16 protein-coding genes are annotated in these 20070 nt (G+C 71.2%); 6 read left to right on the top strand and 10 right to left on the bottom strand.

What is annotated here, in order from left to right; all coding sequences use genetic code 11:
- Nucleotides 1-7 precede the first annotated feature (7 nt).
- Entirely contained in the window at nucleotides 8-1081 is a 1074-nt protein-coding gene (locus ABGB01_RS07490; RefSeq protein WP_347771626.1) for a DUF3866 family protein, read from the top strand.
- Here ABGB01_RS07490 and ABGB01_RS07485 read toward each other — a convergent pair.
- From ABGB01_RS07485 to ABGB01_RS07475, 3 genes are all read right to left on the bottom strand, one after another.
- A complete protein-coding gene (locus ABGB01_RS07485; protein WP_347771624.1) occupies nucleotides 1027-1506 on the bottom strand; it encodes a DUF3291 domain-containing protein in 480 nt (159 codons plus the stop codon). The two genes, ABGB01_RS07490 and ABGB01_RS07485, sit on opposite strands and share 55 nt — an antisense overlap.
- Before the next feature lie 33 nt (nucleotides 1507-1539).
- Nucleotides 1540-2190 (bottom strand): transcriptional regulator, encoded by a 651-nt coding sequence (locus tag ABGB01_RS07480; protein WP_347771622.1) that lies wholly within the window; start codon nucleotides 2188-2190, stop codon nucleotides 1540-1542.
- A gap of 69 nt (nucleotides 2191-2259) precedes the next feature.
- Entirely contained in the window at nucleotides 2260-3171 is a 912-nt protein-coding gene (locus ABGB01_RS07475) for an FKBP-type peptidyl-prolyl cis-trans isomerase (protein ID WP_347771620.1), read from the bottom strand.
- 107 nt (nucleotides 3172-3278) lie between these two features.
- On the opposite strand from ABGB01_RS07475, the gene ABGB01_RS07470 reads away from it, so the two are divergent.
- The 3 genes from ABGB01_RS07470 (at nucleotide 3279) to ABGB01_RS07460 (ending at nucleotide 5502) form a co-directional block, all read left to right on the top strand.
- Nucleotides 3279-3818, top strand: coding sequence for a MarR family transcriptional regulator (locus ABGB01_RS07470; RefSeq protein ID WP_347771618.1), 540 nt, complete (start codon nucleotides 3279-3281; stop codon nucleotides 3816-3818).
- Between the two features lie 134 nt (nucleotides 3819-3952).
- Complete coding sequence (locus ABGB01_RS07465) at nucleotides 3953-4360, top strand: YciI family protein (RefSeq protein ID WP_347771616.1); 408 nt, start codon at nucleotides 3953-3955, stop codon at nucleotides 4358-4360.
- A complete protein-coding gene (locus ABGB01_RS07460) occupies nucleotides 4357-5502 on the top strand; it encodes a DUF6596 domain-containing protein (protein ID WP_347771614.1) in 1146 nt (381 codons plus the stop codon). The genes ABGB01_RS07465 and ABGB01_RS07460 overlap by 4 nt, the downstream gene beginning before the upstream one ends.
- 51 nt (nucleotides 5503-5553) lie before the next feature.
- On the opposite strand, the gene ABGB01_RS07455 is transcribed toward ABGB01_RS07460, so the two are convergent.
- The 5 genes from ABGB01_RS07455 to ABGB01_RS07435 all read right to left on the bottom strand — a co-directional run bounded on the left by ABGB01_RS07455 (nucleotide 5554) and on the right by ABGB01_RS07435 (nucleotide 14269).
- Nucleotides 5554-9558, bottom strand: coding sequence for a glycoside hydrolase family 2 TIM barrel-domain containing protein (locus tag ABGB01_RS07455; RefSeq protein WP_347771613.1), 4005 nt, complete (start codon nucleotides 9556-9558; stop codon nucleotides 5554-5556).
- A gap of 73 nt (nucleotides 9559-9631) precedes the next feature.
- The gene (locus ABGB01_RS07450) at nucleotides 9632-11458 is read right to left on the bottom strand and encodes a sugar-binding domain-containing protein (protein ID WP_347771612.1); all 1827 of its coding nucleotides are present in this window, start codon (nucleotides 11456-11458) and stop codon (nucleotides 9632-9634) included.
- Between the two features lie 32 nt (nucleotides 11459-11490).
- On the bottom strand, nucleotides 11491-12333 hold the full coding sequence (locus tag ABGB01_RS07445) for a carbohydrate ABC transporter permease (RefSeq protein WP_347771610.1): 843 nt from the start codon (nucleotides 12331-12333) through the stop codon (nucleotides 11491-11493).
- Nucleotides 12330-13265, bottom strand: a complete 936-nt coding sequence (locus ABGB01_RS07440; protein WP_347771608.1) for a sugar ABC transporter permease — start codon at nucleotides 13263-13265, stop codon at nucleotides 12330-12332. Before ABGB01_RS07440 ends, ABGB01_RS07445 begins: the two co-directional genes overlap by 4 nt.
- Nucleotides 13262-14269 carry a LacI family DNA-binding transcriptional regulator gene (locus tag ABGB01_RS07435; RefSeq protein WP_347771606.1) on the bottom strand — a complete coding sequence of 336 codons (1008 nt, stop codon included), beginning with the start codon at nucleotides 14267-14269 and terminating at the stop codon, nucleotides 13262-13264. Before ABGB01_RS07435 ends, ABGB01_RS07440 begins: the two co-directional genes overlap by 4 nt.
- A 140-nt stretch (nucleotides 14270-14409) precedes the next feature.
- On the opposite strand from ABGB01_RS07435, the gene ABGB01_RS07430 reads away from it, so the two are divergent.
- Nucleotides 14410-15861 (top strand): extracellular solute-binding protein, encoded by a 1452-nt coding sequence (locus ABGB01_RS07430; protein WP_347771604.1) that lies wholly within the window; start codon nucleotides 14410-14412, stop codon nucleotides 15859-15861.
- Between the two features lie 17 nt (nucleotides 15862-15878).
- Nucleotides 15879-17345: a sulfatase-like hydrolase/transferase gene (locus tag ABGB01_RS07425; protein ID WP_347771602.1), complete on the top strand. Its 1467-nt coding sequence runs from the start codon at nucleotides 15879-15881 to the stop codon at nucleotides 17343-17345.
- Between the two features lie 168 nt (nucleotides 17346-17513).
- Here ABGB01_RS07425 and ABGB01_RS07420 read toward each other — a convergent pair whose 3' ends face one another.
- Nucleotides 17514-18443, bottom strand: coding sequence for an FKBP-type peptidyl-prolyl cis-trans isomerase (locus ABGB01_RS07420; RefSeq protein WP_347771600.1), 930 nt, complete (start codon nucleotides 18441-18443; stop codon nucleotides 17514-17516).
- Nucleotides 18444-18565: 122 nt separating this feature from the next.
- The gene (gene pafA / locus ABGB01_RS07415; protein ID WP_103962987.1) at nucleotides 18566-19924 is read right to left on the bottom strand and encodes a Pup--protein ligase; all 1359 of its coding nucleotides are present in this window, start codon (nucleotides 19922-19924) and stop codon (nucleotides 18566-18568) included.
- Between the last annotated feature and the right edge of the window lie 146 nt (nucleotides 19925-20070).

The following is a 20070-nucleotide window of genomic DNA, read 5'->3' as shown; positions in this document are numbered from 1 at the left end:
TGCCCCCGTGATCAGATGGCGCAAGGGCGAGGTTGTCCGGATCCGACGCGAGTGGCCGGGAGCGGTGGAGCTGGATGTCGCCGTCCCCGAGGGGGAGTGCCGGGCGCTGGCGTATCCGCCGTTGGTCGGGCGCCCGGAACCCGGCGACGAGGTGCTGCTCAACACGACCGCGCTCGCGATGGGTCTCGGTACGGGAGGTTACGCCATGGTGGTGGCCGTCCCGAACCGTTTGCCGCAAGATCCTGACGGTCCCGGGCACCTGGTGAAGGCCCGGTACACACCGTTGCAGGCCACGGTGCTGGGCGCCGACGAGCAGGACTCCCCCCATCATGAGCTGTTGCGCGAGGCCGACTCGCTGGACGGCATGCCGGTGATCGTGGCGGATCTGCATTCGGCGCTGCCGCCGATCCTGTGCGGCCTGTACGCCTCCGCCGCACGACCCGGGATCCGCGTCGCGTACGTCATGCTGGACGGCGGCGCGCTGCCCGCGTGGTTCTCGATGGCGGCGGCCCGGCTGCGCGAGGTCGGCTGGCTGGCGGGCGTGGTCACGGTCGGGCAGTCGTTCGGCGGTGACGTGGAGGCGGTCACCGTCCACACCGGGCTGCTGGCGGCCCGGCACGTGATGGAGGCCGACCTGGCGATCGTCACGCAGGGGCCGGGCAACCTGGGCACGGGCACCCGCTGGGGCTTCTCGGGGGTGTCGGCGGGTGAGGCGGTGAACGCGGCCGGCGTGCTGCTGGGGCGGCCGGTGGCCGCGCTGCGGGTCAGCGAGGGCGACAGGCGCGAGCGCCACTACGGCGTCTCGCACCACTCGCTGACCGCCTACGGCCGGGTCGCCCTGTCGCCCGCCGACGTGCCGGTGCCCGAGTTGCCGGGCGAGTTCGGCGAGCGGGTCAGGGACCAGGCGGAGCTGCTGGCGGTGCGCCACCGCCTCGTCTCGGTGCCGGTGGACGGCCTGCACGAGGCGCTGCGCGGGTCTCCGGTGCGGTTGTCGACGATGGGCAGGGGCCTCGAGGAGGACCTGCCCTATTTCCTGGCCTCGGCGGCGGCCGGCAGGCTGGCGGCCTCGCTGCTGGTGTAGGAGTCCTTGAAGGTGAACGCCTCGGGGCTCGGCCCCTCGGCCTTGAGGCGTTCCAGCCGCCGCATGCCCTCCGCCAGCGGCGGGATGTGCCCTTCCGGGATCCACCACATGACGGTGTACGGCTCCGCCACGCGCAGGAACCACTCCCTGCGCCGGCGCAGCACGTCCAGGTGGGCGCTGCGGTAGACGTAGTTCCACAGCGTGTCGAACGACTCCCACACCGAGAAGTTGATCAGCAGGTGGCCGCCGTAGTCGTGCACGACGGTGGCGGTGGGGTCGGTCTCGCTCTCCTTCAGCCGCCACACGAACCCCGGCGCCGCGTCGGCGATGGCGTTGATGGGTTCGAGCAGGGCGATGAACTCGGCGAGTTCGGGGCTGTCGACGGGCGCGCGCATGTGCGCGATGTTGAGCTGGGCCAGATGCATGCCGCTCAGCACATCACCCCTCCGCCTTCTATGTCAATCTTCATTTGTTTTAGAAGTGGCGAACGCCACGCAGCACTCCCCCGGCCGGGGGTCGAGCCGCGCCCTGCCCGGGTCGTCGCCCAGCCCTTCCAGCAGCCCCTGGCACAGGGCCAGGTTGACCGAGCACACCAGCAGCGGCTGCTCCTTCGCCAGCACGTGGAACGGGCAGTTGCGCAGCCGCAGCAGGCCGTCCTCCTCGTAGGGCTCGTAACCGCGCTCGCTCAGCACCCGCTCCACCGGCTCGCCCCGGTGCCGCCCCGCCATCCTCGCGCCCGCCTCGCGCGCCGCCAGCTCGGCCTGCTCCTCGGCGCCGAGCAGGTCGACCACGCCGGCCAGGACGGAGGCGAGGGTGGTGTAGTCGCGCGGCGGCAGGCTCACCGACCGCTCGCCTCCGGCCCTGCGGTAGACCTTGGCGGGCCGGCCGCTGCCCGGCCCCTTCTTCTCCGGCCGCCGCAGGCCGCTCTCCAGCAGCCCGGCCTCGACCAGCCGGTCGAGGTGGTGGCCGGCGAGGGTCCTGGACACGCCCGCGGCCTCGGCCGCCTCTCCCCTGCCGACGTCGCCGCCGCTGCCCGCCACCACGTCGTACAGGCTGCGGCGTACGGGGTCGTGCAGCAGGGCCAGCGCGTCGAGGTCGTCGCTACTCACAGCGGGAGTCTACGAAAGCCTCCGACCGGCACGAACGGGCCCCGGCGGGCCCTGGCGGGCCCGCCGGCGTCAGTAGGCCGCGATGACGTCCACGACGAAGACGAGCGTGTCGGAGCCCCTGACGCCGTACGCGGGGTTGCCGGAGCGGCCGTAGCCGTAGGAGGGCGGGACGACCATCACGACCCGGCTGCCGGTGGGTACGCCGACGAGCGCCCTGTCCCAGGCCTTGATCACGCTGCCGTCGCCGAGCTTGAACGCTTTGGGGGTGCCGGTCGTCCAGGTCGTGTCGAAGACGCGGCGCCGGCCCCAGATCGCGCCTTCGTAGTGGGTGACCACGAGCTGCCCCGCCCGGATCCTGCGCCCCTTGCCGCGGTGCAGCACCTTGGCCGCGAACCGGGCGGGCGGCGCGGTCGCCGGCACCGACAGCGCCGGTGGGCCGCTGTTCCGGGCGCCGCCGGAGACGCGCACGCCGGCCAGCGAGCCGCCGCGCGCCTCGACCGACACGCCCTTGGGGTGGGCGCCGAGGATGTCGACGACGTAGAGCAGCTCCTCGTCCGCGGCGATCCCCCGCGGCGGGTTGGCGCCGAAGCCGTCGCCCGGCGGGATGGCGGCGATCACCCTGCTGCCCACCCTGCGCCCCCGCAGAGCCCGCTCCAGCCCCGGCAGCAGGTGCCCCACCGGGAACGCGGCGGGGGTGCCCCGGGTGAAGCTGGAGTCGACCAGGCGGTTGTCCCTGCCGTTCCAGACGTGCGCGGTGTACTGGACGATCGCCACGTCGCCGGGGCGCAGCCGCTCGCCCTCGCCCGCGGCCGGCTCGTCGACCTGCAGCTCGTCCACCGGCTTGCCGGCGGGGAAGACGATCGTGGGCCGGGCGCCGAACGCGCCGCCCACTTTCAGGTCCATGCCGTCCGCGGCCTCGCCCGTGCAACCGGCCGGCGCGAGCAGCGCCGCGAGCAGCAGCGCGACGGTACGGCGGCGCATAGGGGACCTCCCGCGTGGCCCCGGCGGGGGGCTGCCGGGCCAGGCGATGCTACCGCGCCGCCACGCCACAGACCGGCAATCATGAGCAGTGCATGTTAAAATGAGGGATGCATGATTCCAACACGACGGCGAACCTGTTGGGCGCCACCGCGCTGGCCCTGACCGACGTGACGCTCGGCAACGTGACCCGCGCCGCCGGGGTGGCCGCCCGGGCGGCCACGGCGCTGGTCACGCTGTCCGCCAGTCCCGGCCTCAGCGTGTCGGAACTCGGCCGGCGAGTGGGACTGACGCAGTCGGCCGCCGCCCGGATGGTCGACACGCTCGAAGCCGACGGCCTGCTCAAACGCTCACCGCACCCCTTCAACAGTCACTGGGTCACCGTCTCGCTCACGGAGACGGGCTGGGCCACGACCCAGCACATCCTGGGAGCCCGGGCGACCCCGCTCAGCGGCGTGCTCGAATGCCTCGACGAAGGAGAGCAGCAGACCCTGTCATGCCTGCTCGTCAAGATCCTCACGCAGCTGTACAAGGACAACGGGAACGCACAGTACATCTGCCGGCTCTGCGACCGGGGCGCGTGTGCCACGGAGCATTCGACCTGCCCGGTCGGTGAAGCCGAGCGCCAGGACCGGCGACAGCCGGACTGACCGCACCACCCGAGGAGGTGCGCGGGACGACCGGCGCAGAAAAAGTGGCGGCGGGATGTCGAGAACCCGCGCGCGGCTCCGTCCCCGCAGTGAACACCGGCCACAATGGGCCGGACCGCACAGAGGAGAACATGATGGCCAAATACCTGCTGCTCAAGCACTACCGTGGCGCGCCGGCGGCGGTCAACGACGTGCCGATGGAGCAGTGGACGCCGGAGGAGCTCACGGCCCACCTGCAGTACATGCAGGACTTCGCCGCCCGGCTCGAGAGCACCGGCGAGTACGTCGACGGCCAGGCGCTCTCCCCGGAGGGCACGTTCGTCCGCTACGACGGCGAGGGCCGGCCGCCGGTCACCGACGGCCCGTTCGCGGAGACCAAGGACCTGATCGCCGGCTGGATGGTGATCGACGTCGAGACCTACGAGCGGGCGCTGGAGCTGGCCGGCGAGTTGTCCGCGGCTCCGGGTGCGGGTGGCAAGCCGATCCACGAGTGGCTGGAGGTGCGGCCCTTCATGCACGAGGCCCCCACGGTGACCGAGTGAACGAGTCGCTGCTGCGGGAGCTGGTGCCCGCGGTGATCGGTGTCCTCGTCCGTCGCGGAGCGGACTTCGCGGCGGCCGAGGACGCCGTGCAGGACGCCCTCGTCGAGGCCGTGCGCGTGTGGCCGGACGACCCGCCGCGCGACCCCAAGGGCTGGCTGGTCACCGCGGCCTGGCGCAAGTTCCTCGACGCCGCCCGCGCTGATTCCTCCCGGAGGAACCGCGAGGTGCGCGTCGAGGGCGAGCCCGTGCCCGGCCAGGCCGAGGCGGTGGACGACACGCTCCAGCTGTACTTCCTGTGCGCGCACCCGTCCCTGACGCCGGCTTCGGCCGTCGCGCTCACGCTGCGCGCGGTCGGCGGCCTGACCACGCGGCAGATCGCGCAGGCCTACCTCGTGCCCGAGGCGACCATGGCGCAGCGGATCAGCAGGGCCAAGCGCACCGTCTCGTCCGTCCGGTTCGACCAGCCCGGTGACGTCGCCACGGTGCTGCGCGTGCTCTACCTCGTCTTCAACGAGGGCTACTCCGGCGATGTCGACCTCGCCGCCGAGGCGATCCGGCTCACCCGCCTGCTGGCGGCCAGGACCCACCACGAGGAGGTCGCGGGCCTGCTCGCGCTCATGCTGCTCCACCACGCCCGGCGCCCGGCACGGACCGGCCCTGACGGCCGGCTCGTGCCCCTGGCCGAGCAGGACCGCGGCCTGTGGAACACCCGCCTGATCGCCGAGGGCGTCGACGTGCTCCAGGCGGCCCTCGCCCGCGACCGCCTGGGCGAGTTCCAGGCCCAGGCCGCCATCGCCGCGCTCCACGCCGACGCCAGGACGGCCGAGGAGACCGACTGGGTGCAGATCGTCGAGTGGTACGACGAACTGGTGCGCCTCACCGGCAGCCCGGTGGCCCGCCTCAACCGGGCCGTCGCGGTCGGCGAGGCCGACGGCTCGCGGGCCGGCCTGGCCGCCCTGGCGGAGCTCGACCCCGCCCTGCCCCGCCACGCCGCCGTCGCGGCGTACCTGCACGAGCGTGACGGTGACCCGGTGACCGCGGCACGGCTCTACGCCGAAGCCGCACGATCGGCGCCCAGCGTCCCCGAACGCGACCACCTCATGCGACAGGCCGCACGGCTCAACGCACGGCTGCGCGGTTGACGGCGAGCGCTCACGGGGCGCGCGGCTGACCGGCCGGGCGGCCCGGCGCGGTCAGCCGGGGGCGCTGCGTGCCTCCAGGCGGCCGATCGCCTGGGTGCCGGCGTTGCCGCGCAGGCCCGCGGCGTAGTGCCAGCCGTTCAGCGCGCCCGGCCGGGTGAAGTCGATCCGGCCCTGGGTCGTGGCCGTCATGATCTGGGACCAGCCCCAGCCCCGCCCCCGGTCGACCCAGGTGCTGATCGTGTTGCCGTCCAGGACGTACGCCCAGCGGTCGCCGGGTTCGAGCGGCGCAGTGGCGCAGCAGGCGCTGGTGAGCTTGCCGTCGATCCTGATGTCGACGCCGTGCCGGCCCTTGATCCCGGTCCAGGCCATGACGTAGTTGCGCTCGTCCTTGACCAGCCCGTTGAACAGGGCGTCCTGCCCCTTCCCCGTGCCCGCCCACTTGCCGTGGTCGACGATCACCACGGCCCGGGAGCTCTGCGGCCCTGAGCCATGGGCGACCAGCCCGTAGTAGGCGCCGGGACCCTGCGCCTGCAGGCTGCCCGCGCCGAAGGTCAACCGCGGCAGCGCCTCGCCCGCCGACGGCTGGTGAACCGTGTAGCCGGCGCTGGAGTCGGTGTCGAAGGTGTCGTCCACGCCGACCTCGGGGTAGGTCTCGGGGTCGAACGCCACCGTCGATCTGCTGATCGCCTGGATCGCGTGCTCACCCCAGCTCGCGGTGGCGGTGAAGTCCGCGGTCTGGCCGGTCAGCACGTCCGACTCCGCCCGTACGGCGTACGCGACGTGACGGGCCTGGCCGGGCTTCAGCGAGGCGATCGTGTCCGGCTCGGCGGCGGTCGCGGTCCAGCCCTCCGGGGCCGACATCCGCACCCGCACGTTCCGCGCCGTCTTGCCGGTGTCGTTGACCACGGAGACGATCGCCGTCCCGGTGCCGGATCCGGGCGCGATCGCGGCCGGAGCCTGGTACACCGAGAGCCGCGAGTCGACGGCCTTGAACCGCGGGCGTTCGTCGGGCACGGAGACCCGGCCGCCGGCCAGCGCAGGTGGCGTGCCGTGGCGGCCCGCACGCGCGCCGAAGATCGACAGCCCGCCGCCGTCGGAGGCGAAGCGCAGCGTGACGGTGCCCGCGTCGCCGAGTTGCCGCCCGGTGATCGGGACGGCGACGCGGTAGCCGTAGCGGTTGCCGAAGTCCCCCGCGAGGGAGCCACGCGAGCGACCGGCCAGCGCCGCCGGGCCGTGGGGATCGTCGGGCAGCTCGATCGGCGGCAGCGGGCTGCCGTTGACGGACACGGTGAGGCGGGTGGGGTGGCGGCGAGCGCCGGTCTTGTTGTTGGGGTCGTACCAGCCGCGTGCCTGGGCGGAGGCGACCTCCGCGACCAGGGTCGCGCCGCGCGCCCCGCGCGGCTTCTCGGGCACCTTGACCTCGTACTCGAAGTAGCCGCGGCCGTGACCGGTGACCCAGTCCGATCCGCCGGTGGTGTGGGCCTGGGCACCGCCGGTCCACTCCTGCGCCGTCACCTCGCCGGCGGGGAAGCCGGTCTCCCCGCCGGGGGCGTCAAAGGTGAGGTAGTTCTCGGCGAGGGCCCTGCCGCCGGCCTCGAGCCAGATCCACAGATGCCCGGCCCGCAGCCCGGCGGGTGCGGTGACCGACACGGTGCCGGCGTCGGTGACGGTGTACCGCGCGGGTGCGACCTCGCGCGAGCCGCCGCCGGCGTCGGCGATCCAGCGGCCCTCGTCGTCGTACCCGCCGATCTTCCAGCGCAGCCTCGCCCGGGAGAGGTCGTGGTCGCTGAAGTGGCTGACCTTGACCGGGACGTCGATCGTGCCGCCGCGTTCGACGGTCCGCGCCGACCTGCCCATCAAGGCGATCGCGTCGTCGCCCTGGAACATCTCGATGCCGCGGGCCCTGCCCTGGTGGTCGGTGAACTCCGGCTGGTACGGCTGCCGGTCGAAGGTGACCGGGCTGTGGACCTCCTGCTCGGTCTCGGCCAGTTGCACGCCGACGTAGCCGTTGAGCTTGGGGTAGGCGCGGAAGAGGCTCGCCGTGTGGGGGAACTGCCCGCCCCTGATGGCGAACTCGGAGTTGAGCCAGGGTTGCCCGCTCTGTGCTCCGTCGTTGAAGTTCCAGGTGGAACCCGGCTTGACCTGGGCGTCGAACCCGTCGAGGAGCTTCTTCCACTCGTCGTACGTGGCCAGGTAGTAGTGCCAGTCGTTGAGGTCGGTGTCGAGGTGGCCGTTCTGGCAGCAGGCGGAGTTGTCGACGACCAGCCGGGACGGGTCGAGGTCGTGCGCGATCCGCACCATTCTGCGGACATACGGGAACGCCTCCGCCGGGATCGGCTGCTGCCACGGCTCCTTGTTGATCCCCCACGACTCGTTGAAGATCGTCCAGATCACGATCGACGGATGGTTGTGATCGCGCTGGAACGTGGTGCGCAGCAGCCCTTCGAAGAGCCGTTCCGCCTCCTCACCCAGGGAGTGCCAGCCCGCGTTGGGCAGGTCGTACCAGATCATCAGCCCGAGCTTGTCCGCCCAGTGGTAGTAGGCCGGTTCGTTGACCTTGAGGTGGTTCCTGATGACGTTGAAGCCGAGCTTCTTGGCGTTCTTCAGGTCGAGCAGGATCGATCCGCGGCCCGGCTCTGCCTCGCTGCCGGTGCGCAGGTCGGGGCCGGCGCTCACCCCGGTGTAGGTGTACAGGCCCCACGGGTTGTAGCCCTGGTCGAGGACGCCGCGCACGTAGATCGGCCGGTTGTTGAGGTGGATGTACTGGTACTCGCCGGTGTGGCCGGGGGCCCATTCGCGCTCGATCGTACGCAGCCCGAAGGTCGTCCTGACGCCGTCGTCGTCTCCCAGCCGGACGTCGGCGGTGTACAGCGCCGGGTCGTCCGGCTCCCACAGGCGCGGGCGCTCGATCGGGATCCGCGCCGTGCCCCGGCCGTCGTCCAGCGGCACGGTGGCGGTGCCGACGACCTCGCCGCGGGGGTCCTTCACCCGTACGGTCGCGTTGTCCGCCGCGCCGTCGGCCGCGAGGTCGATCTTCGCGGCGGCCTCGGACGGCGTGCGTGACTCCGCCTCGAAGGTCAGCTCGGGGGTGATCCGGGTCCCGGTGAGCCGGGCGCCGTCGTAGGGTTCGATCCACACCGACTGCCAGATGCCGCCGACGTCGCTGAACCAGCCGGTGTTCTCGCCGTCGGGAACGCCCGTCTGCTTGCCCTGGGGGTACGGCGAACCGGGCGTCGTCGGGGGCGCGACCACCCGGATCGTCAGCGTGTGGGTCGAGCCGGGAGCCAGTTCGCCCAGCCCCGCGCTGATCTCGGTGTAGCCGTCGCCGGAGTAGGGCAGCACCGGCTCGCCGTCGAGCCAGACCGCCGCGCCCCAGTCGGCGGCCCCGATGCGGAGCCTGGTCTGCCTGCCGGAGAAGTCCTCGGGGACGGTGAAGGAGCGCCGGTACCACACCGTTCCGCGGTAGGAGGAGAAGGCGCTGCGGAAGATCTCCTTGGTCGCCAGCGTCTCCTCGCCCCAGGCCGCCATCGACTGGTAGCCGAACGGCACCCGGATCGCCCTGCCGAACGTGTGCCCGGGGTCGAACCAGCGCTCCCGCTCCCCGGCGTCTCCGGGATCGAAGTCGAACGACCAGGTGCCGTTCAGCGACATCCAGGCGCCGCCGGTGAACGGGCGCCGGTCGGCGTCGGGACGCGGATATTCCGCCCTGGCCGGCGCGGTGTCGCGCTCGAGCTTGAGGGTGACCGTACGGTCCGTGGTCGTGGAGGCGAAGGCGTACCCCTCCTTGGCCGCGACCACGAGGGCGCTGCCGTCCGGCACGCCGGTCAGGGTGAAGGTGCCGTCCTTCGCGGTCGTGGCGAACACCTCCGACCTGGAGGCGTGCACGGTGGCGCCTTCGACCGGCGCGCCGCCGTGATCCTCCACCACCCGGCCGCGTACTTCGATCGTCTTCCCCGCCGCGGCTTCGGCGACCGGGCCGCCCCCGCGGTCCGGCTCGGCGAGGGCCGGGATCCCCGGGCACAGCAGCGCCAGAACGCTGATCAGGGCGATGGTCAAGTTCCGGCGTGTCGTCGCGGCCGGGGCCGGCCCGCCCCGCCCGCCTGTGGCTCCAGACATCGAGGTCGCCGATCTACGTGGTGGGCGAAGCGGAGGACGTGGGGACCCGCTCGATGGCGGCCGGACGTTGTTGCGCCGCGCGGATCCGCGAGACGTCCAGCTTGCTCGTACGGTCGAAGCGGTAGACGCCGTTCTGTTCCTGGAAGACGTCCGTGAGCTGGGTGTAGCAGTAGCCGAACATCCGGGGGTCGTCCAGCAGGACCCCGACCAGCCCGGCGAAGCGCCGCTGGAGTTCCTCCTCGCTGGTGGGCCGTTCGCCGTACCCCCAGGAGCTCTCCCCGGGACGCACGTCCGGGTTCCACCAGATGCCCCCGAACTCGCTGCAGAAGTACGGCTGCCCGCGGTACGGCACCGACCAGGCCGTGCCGTCGCGGTCGGCGTTGACGTACGGCTCCCCCTCGGCCAGGCCGGCCATCAGCTTGCCGAACACCTCGGGATCCTGCTCGTAGCAGTGCGAGTCGTAGATGTCGGCGCCGGGAACCCGGTGCGCGTAGCCGGACGCGTCGAGCACCGGGCGGGTGGGGTCGGCCGCCTTGGTGGCGAGGTACATGCCCAGGGTGACGTCGTCGAGGACGGTGATCCGGTCGTGCAGCCGCTGCCAGGTCTCGTTGAGCGGGCACCAGCCGACGATGCTCGGGTGGGAGTAGTCGCGTTCGACCGCCTCCAGCCACTGGGTCACGAACGTCGCGGTGGGCTGCTGGTTGTCGCCGGCCGGCCCGCCGGTGTTCGCTCCCCAGTCGCCGAACTCGCCCCAGACCAGGAAGCCCGCCCGGTCGGCGTGGTACAGGTAGCGCTCCTCGAACACCTTCTGGTGCAGCCGGGCGCCGTTGAACCCGGCGGCCACGGCCAGCTCGATGTCGCGGCGCAGGGCCTCGTCCGTCGGCGCGGTCATGAGGCCGTCGGGATAGTAGCCCTGGTCGAGCACGAGCCGCTGGAAGCACGCCTCGCCGTTGAGCAGGACGGCGTGCCCGTCGATGGCGACCGAGCGGAGCCCGGCGTAACTCGCCGCGGTGTCGACCACGGCGCCGTCGCCGTCGAGCAGGTCGATGCGCAGGTCGTACAGGTGCGGGTCCTCGGGGCGCCACAGGCGTACCCGATCGTCCGGCAGCGGCAGCCACACCTCGGCGGACAGGTCGAGGTCGGCGCGCGCCCGCGCCTGCGCGAGCTCGCCGGCCTGGTCCGACACCGTCACCCGCACCTCGTGCCCGGCGCGGTTGTCCGACACCGGCACCGTGACGCGGAACGCGGACGCGGCGACGTTGGGCTTGATCCGCGGCCGGCCGAGGTGCGGGCCGGGCACGGGCTCGCACCACACCGTCTGCCAGATGCCGGTGGTGCGTCCGTAGCGCGCTCCGCGTCCCTCGTAGGTGGTCGCCTGCTTGCCGCGCGCCTGCGGCCCGCTGCGGGGATCGCGGGCACGCACGACCACGGTGTACGTGTGCGCCGGGTCGGCCGCGGCGGCCAGGTCGCAGGTGAACGGGGTGAACCCGCCCCGGTGCCGGCCGGCCTCGACGCCGTCGACCCACACCGTGGCGTCGTGATCCACCGCCTGGAAGTGCAGCAGCACCCGCTGCCCCGCCCACTCCTCCGGCACCTCGACGGTGCGGCGGTACCAGACGGCCGGGTGGAAGTCGGGGTCGCCGACGCCGGACAGCGGCGCCTCCGGGCAGAACGGCACGACGATCTCCCCGGCCAGGTCGCGGTCGAGCAGGCCGCGCTCCAGCCCGGAATCGCCGGGGTCCCTCTCGAACTGCCAGGTTCCGTTCAGGCACTGCCATGCGGCGCGGACGAACTGCGGGCGGGGATACTCCGGGCGGGGAACCACGGGGTTCTCGGGCACGATGCTCACTTTCTCGATGGGTGGGGATGTGCTCAGGACTTGACGGCGCCGGCGATGCCTTCGACGAAGTAGCGCTGCAGGGCGATGAACAGCGCGACGACCGGCAGCAGCGAGATCGTCGCCGCGGCGGCCATGCCCGACCAGTCGGTGGCGTTCTCGCCCACGAACGCGAGCATGCCGACGCTCACGGTGCGCAGGTCGGGCCGGGAGAAGGTGAAGACCAGCGGCAGGAAGAACGCGTTCCAGGTGTTCAGGAAGGTGAGCACGGTCACCGTGGCCGTCACCGGTTTGGCCAGCGGCAGCATGATGCGGAAGAAGACGGTCGCGAACCCGGCGCCGTCCATGAGCGCGGCCTCGGTGAGCTCCTTGGGGATGCCGCGGAAGTAGCCGATGTAGAGCAGGATCGCCGCCACGTGCGCGGCGCCCGACATCGCCAGGATCATGCCGGTCAGCGAGTTCAGCATGCCCAGCCGCTGGGCGAGGTCGACCAGCGGGATGATGGTGTAGCCGGCAGGCACGAACAGGGTGGCGATCAGGGTGCCCATGACGATCTTGCGTCCGCGGAACTCGTGGCGGGCGAGGACATAGCCCGCCATGGCGCACCTGACGACCACGACCACCACCGTGGCCACGGTGACGATCACGGTGTTGAGCAGGTATTTCCCGAACTGGGCGTCCCCCCACGCGCGCTCGTAGTTCTCCCACTGCGGGTTGCCCGGCAGCAGGTCGAGCCCCTGGGTGAACACCTCGGCCGACGTCTTCAGCGACGCGGCGACCATCCACAGGAACGGGTAGATCCAGATCAGGCAGCCGATGGCGAGCGCGGCGGCGGCCAGCCACCAGGGCAGCCGGCGCAGCGCCTTGGACAGGGTCATGCCGCCCCCCTGGCCTTGCGGGTGGCACGGACCGCGAGGAGCTGCAGCAGCCCGATGACGCAGACGAACAGGCCGAACAGGACGGCGGCCGCGCAGGCGTATCCGAGCCGGGGCACCGTCGCGGCGAAGGCCCACCGGTAGATGTAGACCTCGATCACCTCGGTCGAGTAGAACGGGCCTCCCCCGGTCATGGTCAGGACGAGGTCGAAGACCTGCAGCGAGGCCTCGATCGACAGCAGGGTGATGATGACCAGGAACGGTTTGAGCAGGGGCGTGGTGATGTGCCGCAAGGTGGCCAGCGCGCCGGCGCCGTCGAGGCGTGCCGCCTCGTACACCTCGTCGGGCACGGTCTGCAACGCGGCCAGCCAGTAGACCAGGGTGATCCCGAACCACTTCCACACGTAGACGGCGATCGTCGTGCCCAGCGCCGTGGACGACTGGCCGAGGAAGTCGACCCCGTCGGTCACCAGGCCGGCCTCGCGCAACGCGAGGTTCACCGGGCCGCTCGCCGGGTCGAAGACGAACTGCATGACCACGCCGACGATCGCCGTCGTGGTGACCACCGGCAGGAACAGCGCGGTGCGGAACACCTTGCGCAGCGGCATGCGGGGCGAGTTGAGGACGATCGCGACCAGCAGGGTGGTCAGCACCTGGAGCGGCACCGCGACGAGCATGAACGTCAAGGTCAGCCGGAACGAGCTCCAGAACATCGGGTCGGCGAGGACCTCGCGGTAGTTGGTCACGCCGATGAACGACGGGCTGGCGTCGAACCCGTTCCAGTCGGTGAGCGAGTAGACGTAGCTGCCGACGATCGGGTAGACGGTGAACGCGCCGTACAGCAGCACGGTCGGGGTCAGGAACAACCACACGTACGTGGTGGTGCGGGCGCGGCGCGGTTTCCGCGAACCGGCGGACGGGATGGCGAACGTCATGCGCCCGCTCCGGCGACGCCCGTGGTGCTCTGGTCGACCATCAGCCGCCAGGGCGCCTCCAGCTCGGCCGCCGGCTCCTGGTCACCCTCGACGCGCTGCAGCAGCCGGGTCACGGCGAGCTCGGCGATCTTCTTCTTGTCGGGCACGACGGTGGTCAGGGGCGGGGTGACGAACCGGCCCTCCTCGATGCCGTCGAACCCGACGACGGCGACGTCCTGCGGCACCCGCAGCCCTCGGGACAGCACGGCTCGCACCGCCCCGATCGCGAGCAGGTCGTTGTAGCAGAACACCGCGTCCGGCGGCTCGTCCATGTCGAGCAGGCGCTCCATCGCCTCCCGGCCATCCTGGCGCTGGTAGCGGCGGACCGTCGCGTGGATCTCGGGCAGCCCGGCCTCCTCCAGCGCCTGCACGTAACCGGCCGTCCGGTGCGCCGCCGTGTTGCCCATCGGACGTTCCACGTGCCCGATGGCGGCGATGCGGGTCCGGCCCAGCGAGACCAGATGCGCCGTGGCGGCCCGCGCCGCGGCTGTGTCGTCGATGGCGACGTGGTCGAAGCCCTCCACCCGTATCTCACCCAGCATCACCGCCGGGCAGTTGCCCGCCCAGCGCCGCAGCTCGTCCTCGGTCAGGCCGAGCGGGCTGAAGATGATCCCGTCGAACAGCGCCGACCGGTCCCGCCGCATCATGATCTGCCGCTCGCGTGCCGCCACGCCCTCGGTGCGGTCGAGAAGCACCGTGTATCCGCGCTCCTCGGCCTCATCCACCACGTGGGCGGCCAGCTCGGTGAAGTAGGGCACGTCCAGCGGCAGCACAAGGGCCAGCAGGTCGGAGCGCCCCCGGTTCAGGCTGCGCGCGGCGAGGTTGGGGCGGTAGTCGAGCTCCTCCAGGGCCCGCTGCACCTGGACGCGGGTCTCCTCGGACACGTAGGCGAAGTTGTTGACGACGTTGGAGACGGTCCGTACGGAGACTCCCGCCAGCCGCGCCACGTCACGTTGTGTCACCACAACCGTCCAACCTCCAGATCGGGAGCCGACTTTCAAGAGAGTCTTGCCGCGCGGCATGCCGCGTGGCAAGAATGACTTTGCCACGCGGCAACACTGCTTCACAAGACCTTTGAACCGCCGCGGGGTGGAAGGCAGGACCGATGAGCGCGATGACTCGGCGAGGGTTCCTCGCCGCGGCCGGCACCCTGGCCGCCGCGGCGGTGACCAGTGCGTGCGGCGGAGGCGGAGGCAGCGGCGGCGGCACCTCGCTGACCTGGTGGGACCACCAGAACCAGCTGCAGAAGGCGAAGGCGGACATCTTCGCCACCTATGCCAAGAGCCCCGGCGGCGTCCCCGTCCAGTACACGTACTACAACCCGTCGAAGATGGGCCAGGCACTGCAGCTGGCCAAGCAGAGCGACCAGCTGCCGGACATCCACTCCAACGCCGGGCTCAAGCTGCCCGCCGCCGCGCTCGTCGCCGCCGGATGGTCGCAGCCGCTGAACCTCAGCGAGGAGGCGACGGCCCGGGTCAAGGACTCGCTCGTCGAGGGCGTGCACGTCTTCGACGGCAAGATCTACGCCTTTCCGATCTTCAGCCACCAGGTCTACGTCGCCGTCAACTGGTTCAACACCGAGCTGGTCGGGCGCGCCGGGCTGGACCCGCAGGCGCCGCCGAAGACCTACGACGAGTTCCGCGCGGCGGCCCGAGCGGTGCAGCAGTCGGCCGGCGAGGGCACCTACGGCTGGGTGTGGAACATCGGCATGCCGGACCGGCTCGGCGAGCAGGTCCACGACCTGGCGCAGGCGGCCGGATTCGCCGGCGGGCAAGGAAGGTTGTACGAGAGCGGCGAGTACGCCTTCCACGCCGACGAATATCTCGACGTGATCGAGTTCCTGGTCTCGCTGCGCCAGGACAAGGTGCTGGTGCCGGGGTCCAACTCCTGGGTCGACGACGTGGCGCGGGCCCGGTGGACCGCGGGGCTGGCGGCGTACTATTTCGACGGCCCGTGGTGCCCCGGCGTGGCGCTGCAGGAGATGCCGGAGTTCGGGGAGAAGCTGGGCGTCGGGCCGATGCTCGTGCCCGACGCGGGCACCTCCGTGGCCACCTACCACGTGCCACAGCCGGGAGACTACTGGTTGTCACCGACGACCAAGCACGCCCAGGCGGCCAACACCCTGTTGAGCGACTACTTCGCCACCCCCGGCTACTCCCGCCGGGTCGCCGAGACCATGTCGCAGCCCCCGCGCGACATCGACGTCGTCGAGCAGTCCCAGGCGCACCCCGCCTACAAGAAGCTCATCGGCTGGTTCCGGGAGAGCGTCCACCTCGCCCCCGACCCGATCGCCGGCAACGCTGACATCCAGCAGGTGCAGATCGCGTCCAAGCCCGTGCGCCCCACCCTCGGCGACATCGTGCAGGGCGCGCTCACCGGCGACGTCACCGACGTCCGCGCGGCGCTGACCAGGTTGTCCAGCGACACCGCCAAGGACCGGGACCGCGCGATCGCGCAGGCCAAGAAGAAGGGCGCGAAGGTCAGCCTGGACGACTACGCCTTCCCCAACTGGAAACCGGGCAAGGACTACACCAGGCCGATGTACGACGAGCGCTGACGATGGAGAACGTTCCTGTGAAGCGACCGAACATCGTGCTGATCATGACCGACCAGCAGCGTGCCGGCTGGACGGCCGCGAGCGGATTCCCCCTGGACACCATGCCGTTCCTCGACGGGCTGATGGACACCGGCGTGCGGTTCAGGCGGGCGTACACCACCTCCCCGCTGTGCGTGCCCGCCCGGATCAGCCTGCTCACCGGGCGGTATCCGTCCGCGCACCGGGTCAGGCAGAACAGCGCCGCCCATCACGTGCTCCGCGGCGACGACCTGGTGGACGTGCTGCGTGAGTCCGGCTACGCGCTGCACCTGGCGGGCAAGACGCACTTCCACCGCAAGCCAGCCGATTTCGACACGTTCGCCGCCCCCTACTGGCACGAGCGCGGCCCGGCCGACGCGGCGACGCCCGAGCAGGAGGCGTTCGAGGAGTGGCTCGTCTCGCTCGACCACTCGGTCAGCCATGAGCCGGCGCCGTTCCCGCTGGAGTGCCAGTTCCCGCACCGGATCGTCACCGACGCGATCAGCGCGATCGACGAGACGCCCGCCGACCGGCCGTTCTTCACCTGGCTGTCGTTCCCGGAGCCGCACAACCCCTACCAGGTCCCCGAGCCGTACTTCAGCCTGTTCGCAGAGGACGAGGTGCCCGACCGGCAGTCCGGACCGGAAGGCGCCGAACGCAAGGGCGGCATGTACACGTGGCTGCGCCGGCTGACCGAGGAGAAACGGCCCGGCTACGACGCAGAATGGCGGCGCTACCGCGCCAACTACTGCGGCATGCTCCGGCTCATCGACGACCAGTTGCGCCGGTTCTTCACGCACCTGCGCGAGACCGGGCGGGACGCGGACACGCTGGTGTTCTTCGTCGCCGACCACGGCGACTACACCGGCGACTACGGCCTGCAGCGCAAGGGCGCGGGCATGCCGGAGTGCCTGATGCGCATCCCGTTCGCCGTGGCCGGGCCGGGCGTGCGGCCCATGGTGAACGGCACCGACTTCGTCTCGCTCGCCGACCTGTTCCCGACGGTCTGCGACGCCCTCGACGTCGAGATCCCACCCGGTGTCCAGGGCCGCAGCCTGTGGCCCATGCTCACCGGGGAGCCCTACCCGGCCGAGGAGTTCGCGAGCGGCTACGGGGAACGCGGGTTCGGCGGGCTGGCGTACACCGTCGACGAGCGCCCCCCGTTGCACTTCCCCTACGAAGGGCGCACCTTCGACGAGCTCAACACCGTCACCCAGTCCGGGACGACGGTGATGCTCCGGCGCGCGCGATGGAAGCTGCTGCTGGACGAGCGCGGGACCGGCGAGCTCTACGACCTGGACGCCGACCCCGCCGAGCTGGACAACCGCTACGACGACCCGGCGCTCGCCGAGGTCCGCGCCGACCTCACCACCGATCTCGCACGCTGGATGATCCGCGTCAGGGACGACCTGCCCCAGGCGGTCTACACGCTCAAACGCTCACCGCGCAACTGGAGTCAGGCATAGCCGGGCTCACGTCCGGGCGCGTCTGCCGGGGAGGACGTCGATCACCGCCGCGAACGTGAAACCCGCAACGCGCGCAGATGAGGCCGGGCGACATGCAGCCGGCCCTGGCCCACAGCGCCGGACGGACGCCTGCCGATCACGCGAGTCCGTCCGGCGCCGTGGTGCCGATCAGTAGGCGCCCAGGACGTCCACCACGAACACCAGGGTGCTCTTCGCGGGGATGCCCTGCTGCTCCTGGTCGCCGTAGCCGAGGTCCGGCGGGATGCTCATCACGACCCGGCTGCCGACCGGCACCCCGACCAGACCCTCCTGCCAGCCCTTGATCACCTGGCCGAGCGGGAACTCGGCCGGCTGGCCGCGATCCCAGCTGGAGTCGAACTTCTTGTCGGTGCCCCAGATCTTGCCCGTGTAGTGGACGGCGAGCGTCTGGTTGGCCTTCACCTTCTCGCCGGTGCCCTTGATGACCGTCTTGACCTCGAGCTTCGCCGGCGGCTTGGCGTCGGTCTTCGTGGTCAGCTCCGGAGCCTTCTCGCCGCCGGGATTGCCGACCTTGACGCCCTTGATGCTGTCGCCGACCTCCTTGCCCTTGGCCGCCTTGAGCGGTGGCGGCTGGGTGCCGACCACGTCGAACACGAACACCTTGGTCGGCTGGGCAGGCGCCGCCTGCTGCTGGGGAGCGGCGTCGTTGGCCAGCACGGCCAGCAGCCGGCCGCCCTTCTTCACCTTGGTGAAGCCCTCCTGCAGGACCTTCGGCAGCTGCTCGTTGACCGGGATGGCCTCGGGCGCCTTGGTGTCGTAGGAGGAGCCCTGCACGGCGTTGCCCTGGCCGTCCCAGTTGTAGACGGTCAGGTTGACGACCACCCGGTCGCCCGCCTTGATGGCGTCGCCGTCGCCGGGATGGATCACCTTGTACGACGACGTGGTGGCGGGCGAGCCGGACGGGAAGGTCACCGTGGGCTTGGCCCCCACGTTGCCCGCGACCCCCACCTTGGTTCCGTCGGCCGGCGCGGCGCCGGAGGTGGCGCCGGCGCTGGACGTGGCGCCGGAGTTCGCGCCGTCATCGGAGCCGCACGCGGCGGCGAACAAGAGCAAAGGCACGGCGGCCGAAACGGCCAGAGCGCGGCGCATGAATGTCCCTCGGAAAAGACGTCAGATTCGCGTCACACTACCCGACATTCAGGTAGGGCCGGGGTAAACGCGACACCACGCTCTGGCACGGGTCACATGCCGGCGATGAGCTTGTCGACCCGCTCGTCCACGCTGCGGAACGGGTCCTTGCACAACACCGTGCGCTGCGCCTGATCGTTGAGCTTGAGATGCACCCAGTCGACGGTGAAGTCGCGCCGCTTCTCCTGCGCCTTGCGGATGAACTCACCGCGCAACCGCGCCCGCGTCGTCTGCGGCGGCACCGACTTGGCCTCGAAGATCTTCAGGTCCGACGCCACCCGCTCCACCGACCCGCGCTTCTGCAGCAGGTAGAACAGGCCGCGCTTGCGGTGCACGTCGTGATAGGCCAGGTCGAGCTGCGCCACCCGCGGCGAGGACAGCGGCAGGTCGTACTTCTTCCTGTAGCGCTCGATCAGCTGGTATTTCGTCACCCAGTCGATCTCCCGCGAAACCAGGTCAAGGTTGCCGGTGTCGACCGCGTGCAGCGTGCGCTCCCACAGCTCCAGCACCCGGTGGGCGATGGCGTCGCCGCCGCGGCGGTCGACGAAGTCCTTCGCCTTCGAGAGGTATTCCTGCTGGATCTCCAGGCTGGAGGCCTCCCGGCCGTTGGCCAGACGCACCCTGCGCCTGCCCGTCATGTCGTGAGAGACCTCGCGGATCGCCCTGATCGGGTTTTCCAGCGACAGATCACGCATCACCGTGCCCGACTCGATCATGCGCAGCACCAGGTCGGTGGCGCCGACCTTGAGCAACATCGTGGTCTCGCTCATGTTGGAGTCGCCCACGATGACGTGCAGGCGGCGGAACCGCTCGGCGTCGGCATGCGGCTCGTCGCGGGTGTTGATGATGGGCCTCGACCGGGTGGTGGCGCTGGAGACGCCCTCCCAGATGTGCTCGGCCCGCTGCGAGACGCAGTAGACGGCGCCGCGTGGCGTCTGCAGCACCTTGCCGGCCCCGCACACGATCTGCCGCGTCACCAGGAACGGGATGAGCACGTCGGCCAGCCGCCCGAACTCCCCGTGCCTGCCCACGAGATAGTTCTCGTGGCAGCCGTAGGAGTTGCCGGCCGAGTCGGTGTTGTTCTTGAACAGATAGATGTCACCGGCGATGCCCTCTTCGCGCAGCCGTTTCTCGGCGTCCACGAGCAGGCCCTCGAGAATGCGCTCGCCCGCCTTGTCATGGGTGACGAGCTCGATGACGTTGTCACACTCAGGTGTTGCGTACTCAGGGTGGCTGCCCACGTCGAGGTAGAGACGTGCGCCGTTGCGGAGGAAGACGTTGCTCGATCGGCCCCAGGACACGACCCGCCGGAACAAGTAGCGCGCGACCTCGTCGGGCGACAACCTGCGCTGCCCCCTGAACGTGCAGGTCACGCCGTACTCGTTCTCCAGCCCGAAGATGCGACGATCCATCACCTCACACTATGCCCACGGATCGGCATGCGGGAGAGATCTTCGCAGGTGTTTTCGCGTACCCGCCCCATCGGGTGCCCTGTTGACCGGGCGTTTACGGGCGTTCGTCCCGCGCCCGCCCCCTCGGGGCGCGGGTCACACGGCGC

This window comes from Nonomuraea sp. B5E05, from assembly GCF_039880665.1.
Lineage (GTDB): Bacteria > Actinomycetota > Actinomycetes > Streptosporangiales > Streptosporangiaceae > Nonomuraea.
Note: the sequence above shows the minus strand (reverse complement) of the source record. Positions and strands in the feature narration are given on the sequence as shown.

Bases quoted from the DNA above. Each gene is read 5' to 3' on its own strand.
- ABGB01_RS07485 (WP_347771624.1), bottom strand. From the start codon at position 1,506: ATGCATCTGGCCCAGCTCAACATCGCGCACATGCGCGCGCCCGTCGAC.
- ABGB01_RS07475 (WP_347771620.1), bottom strand. From the start codon at position 3,171: ATGCGCCGCCGTACCGTCGCGCTGCTGCTCGCGGCGCTGCTCGCGCCG.
- ABGB01_RS07470 (WP_347771618.1), top strand. From the start codon at position 3,279: ATGCATGATTCCAACACGACGGCGAACCTGTTGGGCGCCACCGCGCTG.
- ABGB01_RS07465 (WP_347771616.1), top strand. From the start codon at position 3,953: ATGGCCAAATACCTGCTGCTCAAGCACTACCGTGGCGCGCCGGCGGCG.
- ABGB01_RS07445 (WP_347771610.1), bottom strand. From the start codon at position 12,333: ATGACCCTGTCCAAGGCGCTGCGCCGGCTGCCCTGGTGGCTGGCCGCC.
- ABGB01_RS07440 (WP_347771608.1), bottom strand. From the start codon at position 13,265: ATGACGTTCGCCATCCCGTCCGCCGGTTCGCGGAAACCGCGCCGCGCC.
- ABGB01_RS07430 (WP_347771604.1), top strand. From the start codon at position 14,410: ATGAGCGCGATGACTCGGCGAGGGTTCCTCGCCGCGGCCGGCACCCTG.
- pafA (WP_103962987.1), bottom strand. From the start codon at position 19,924: ATGGATCGTCGCATCTTCGGGCTGGAGAACGAGTACGGCGTGACCTGC.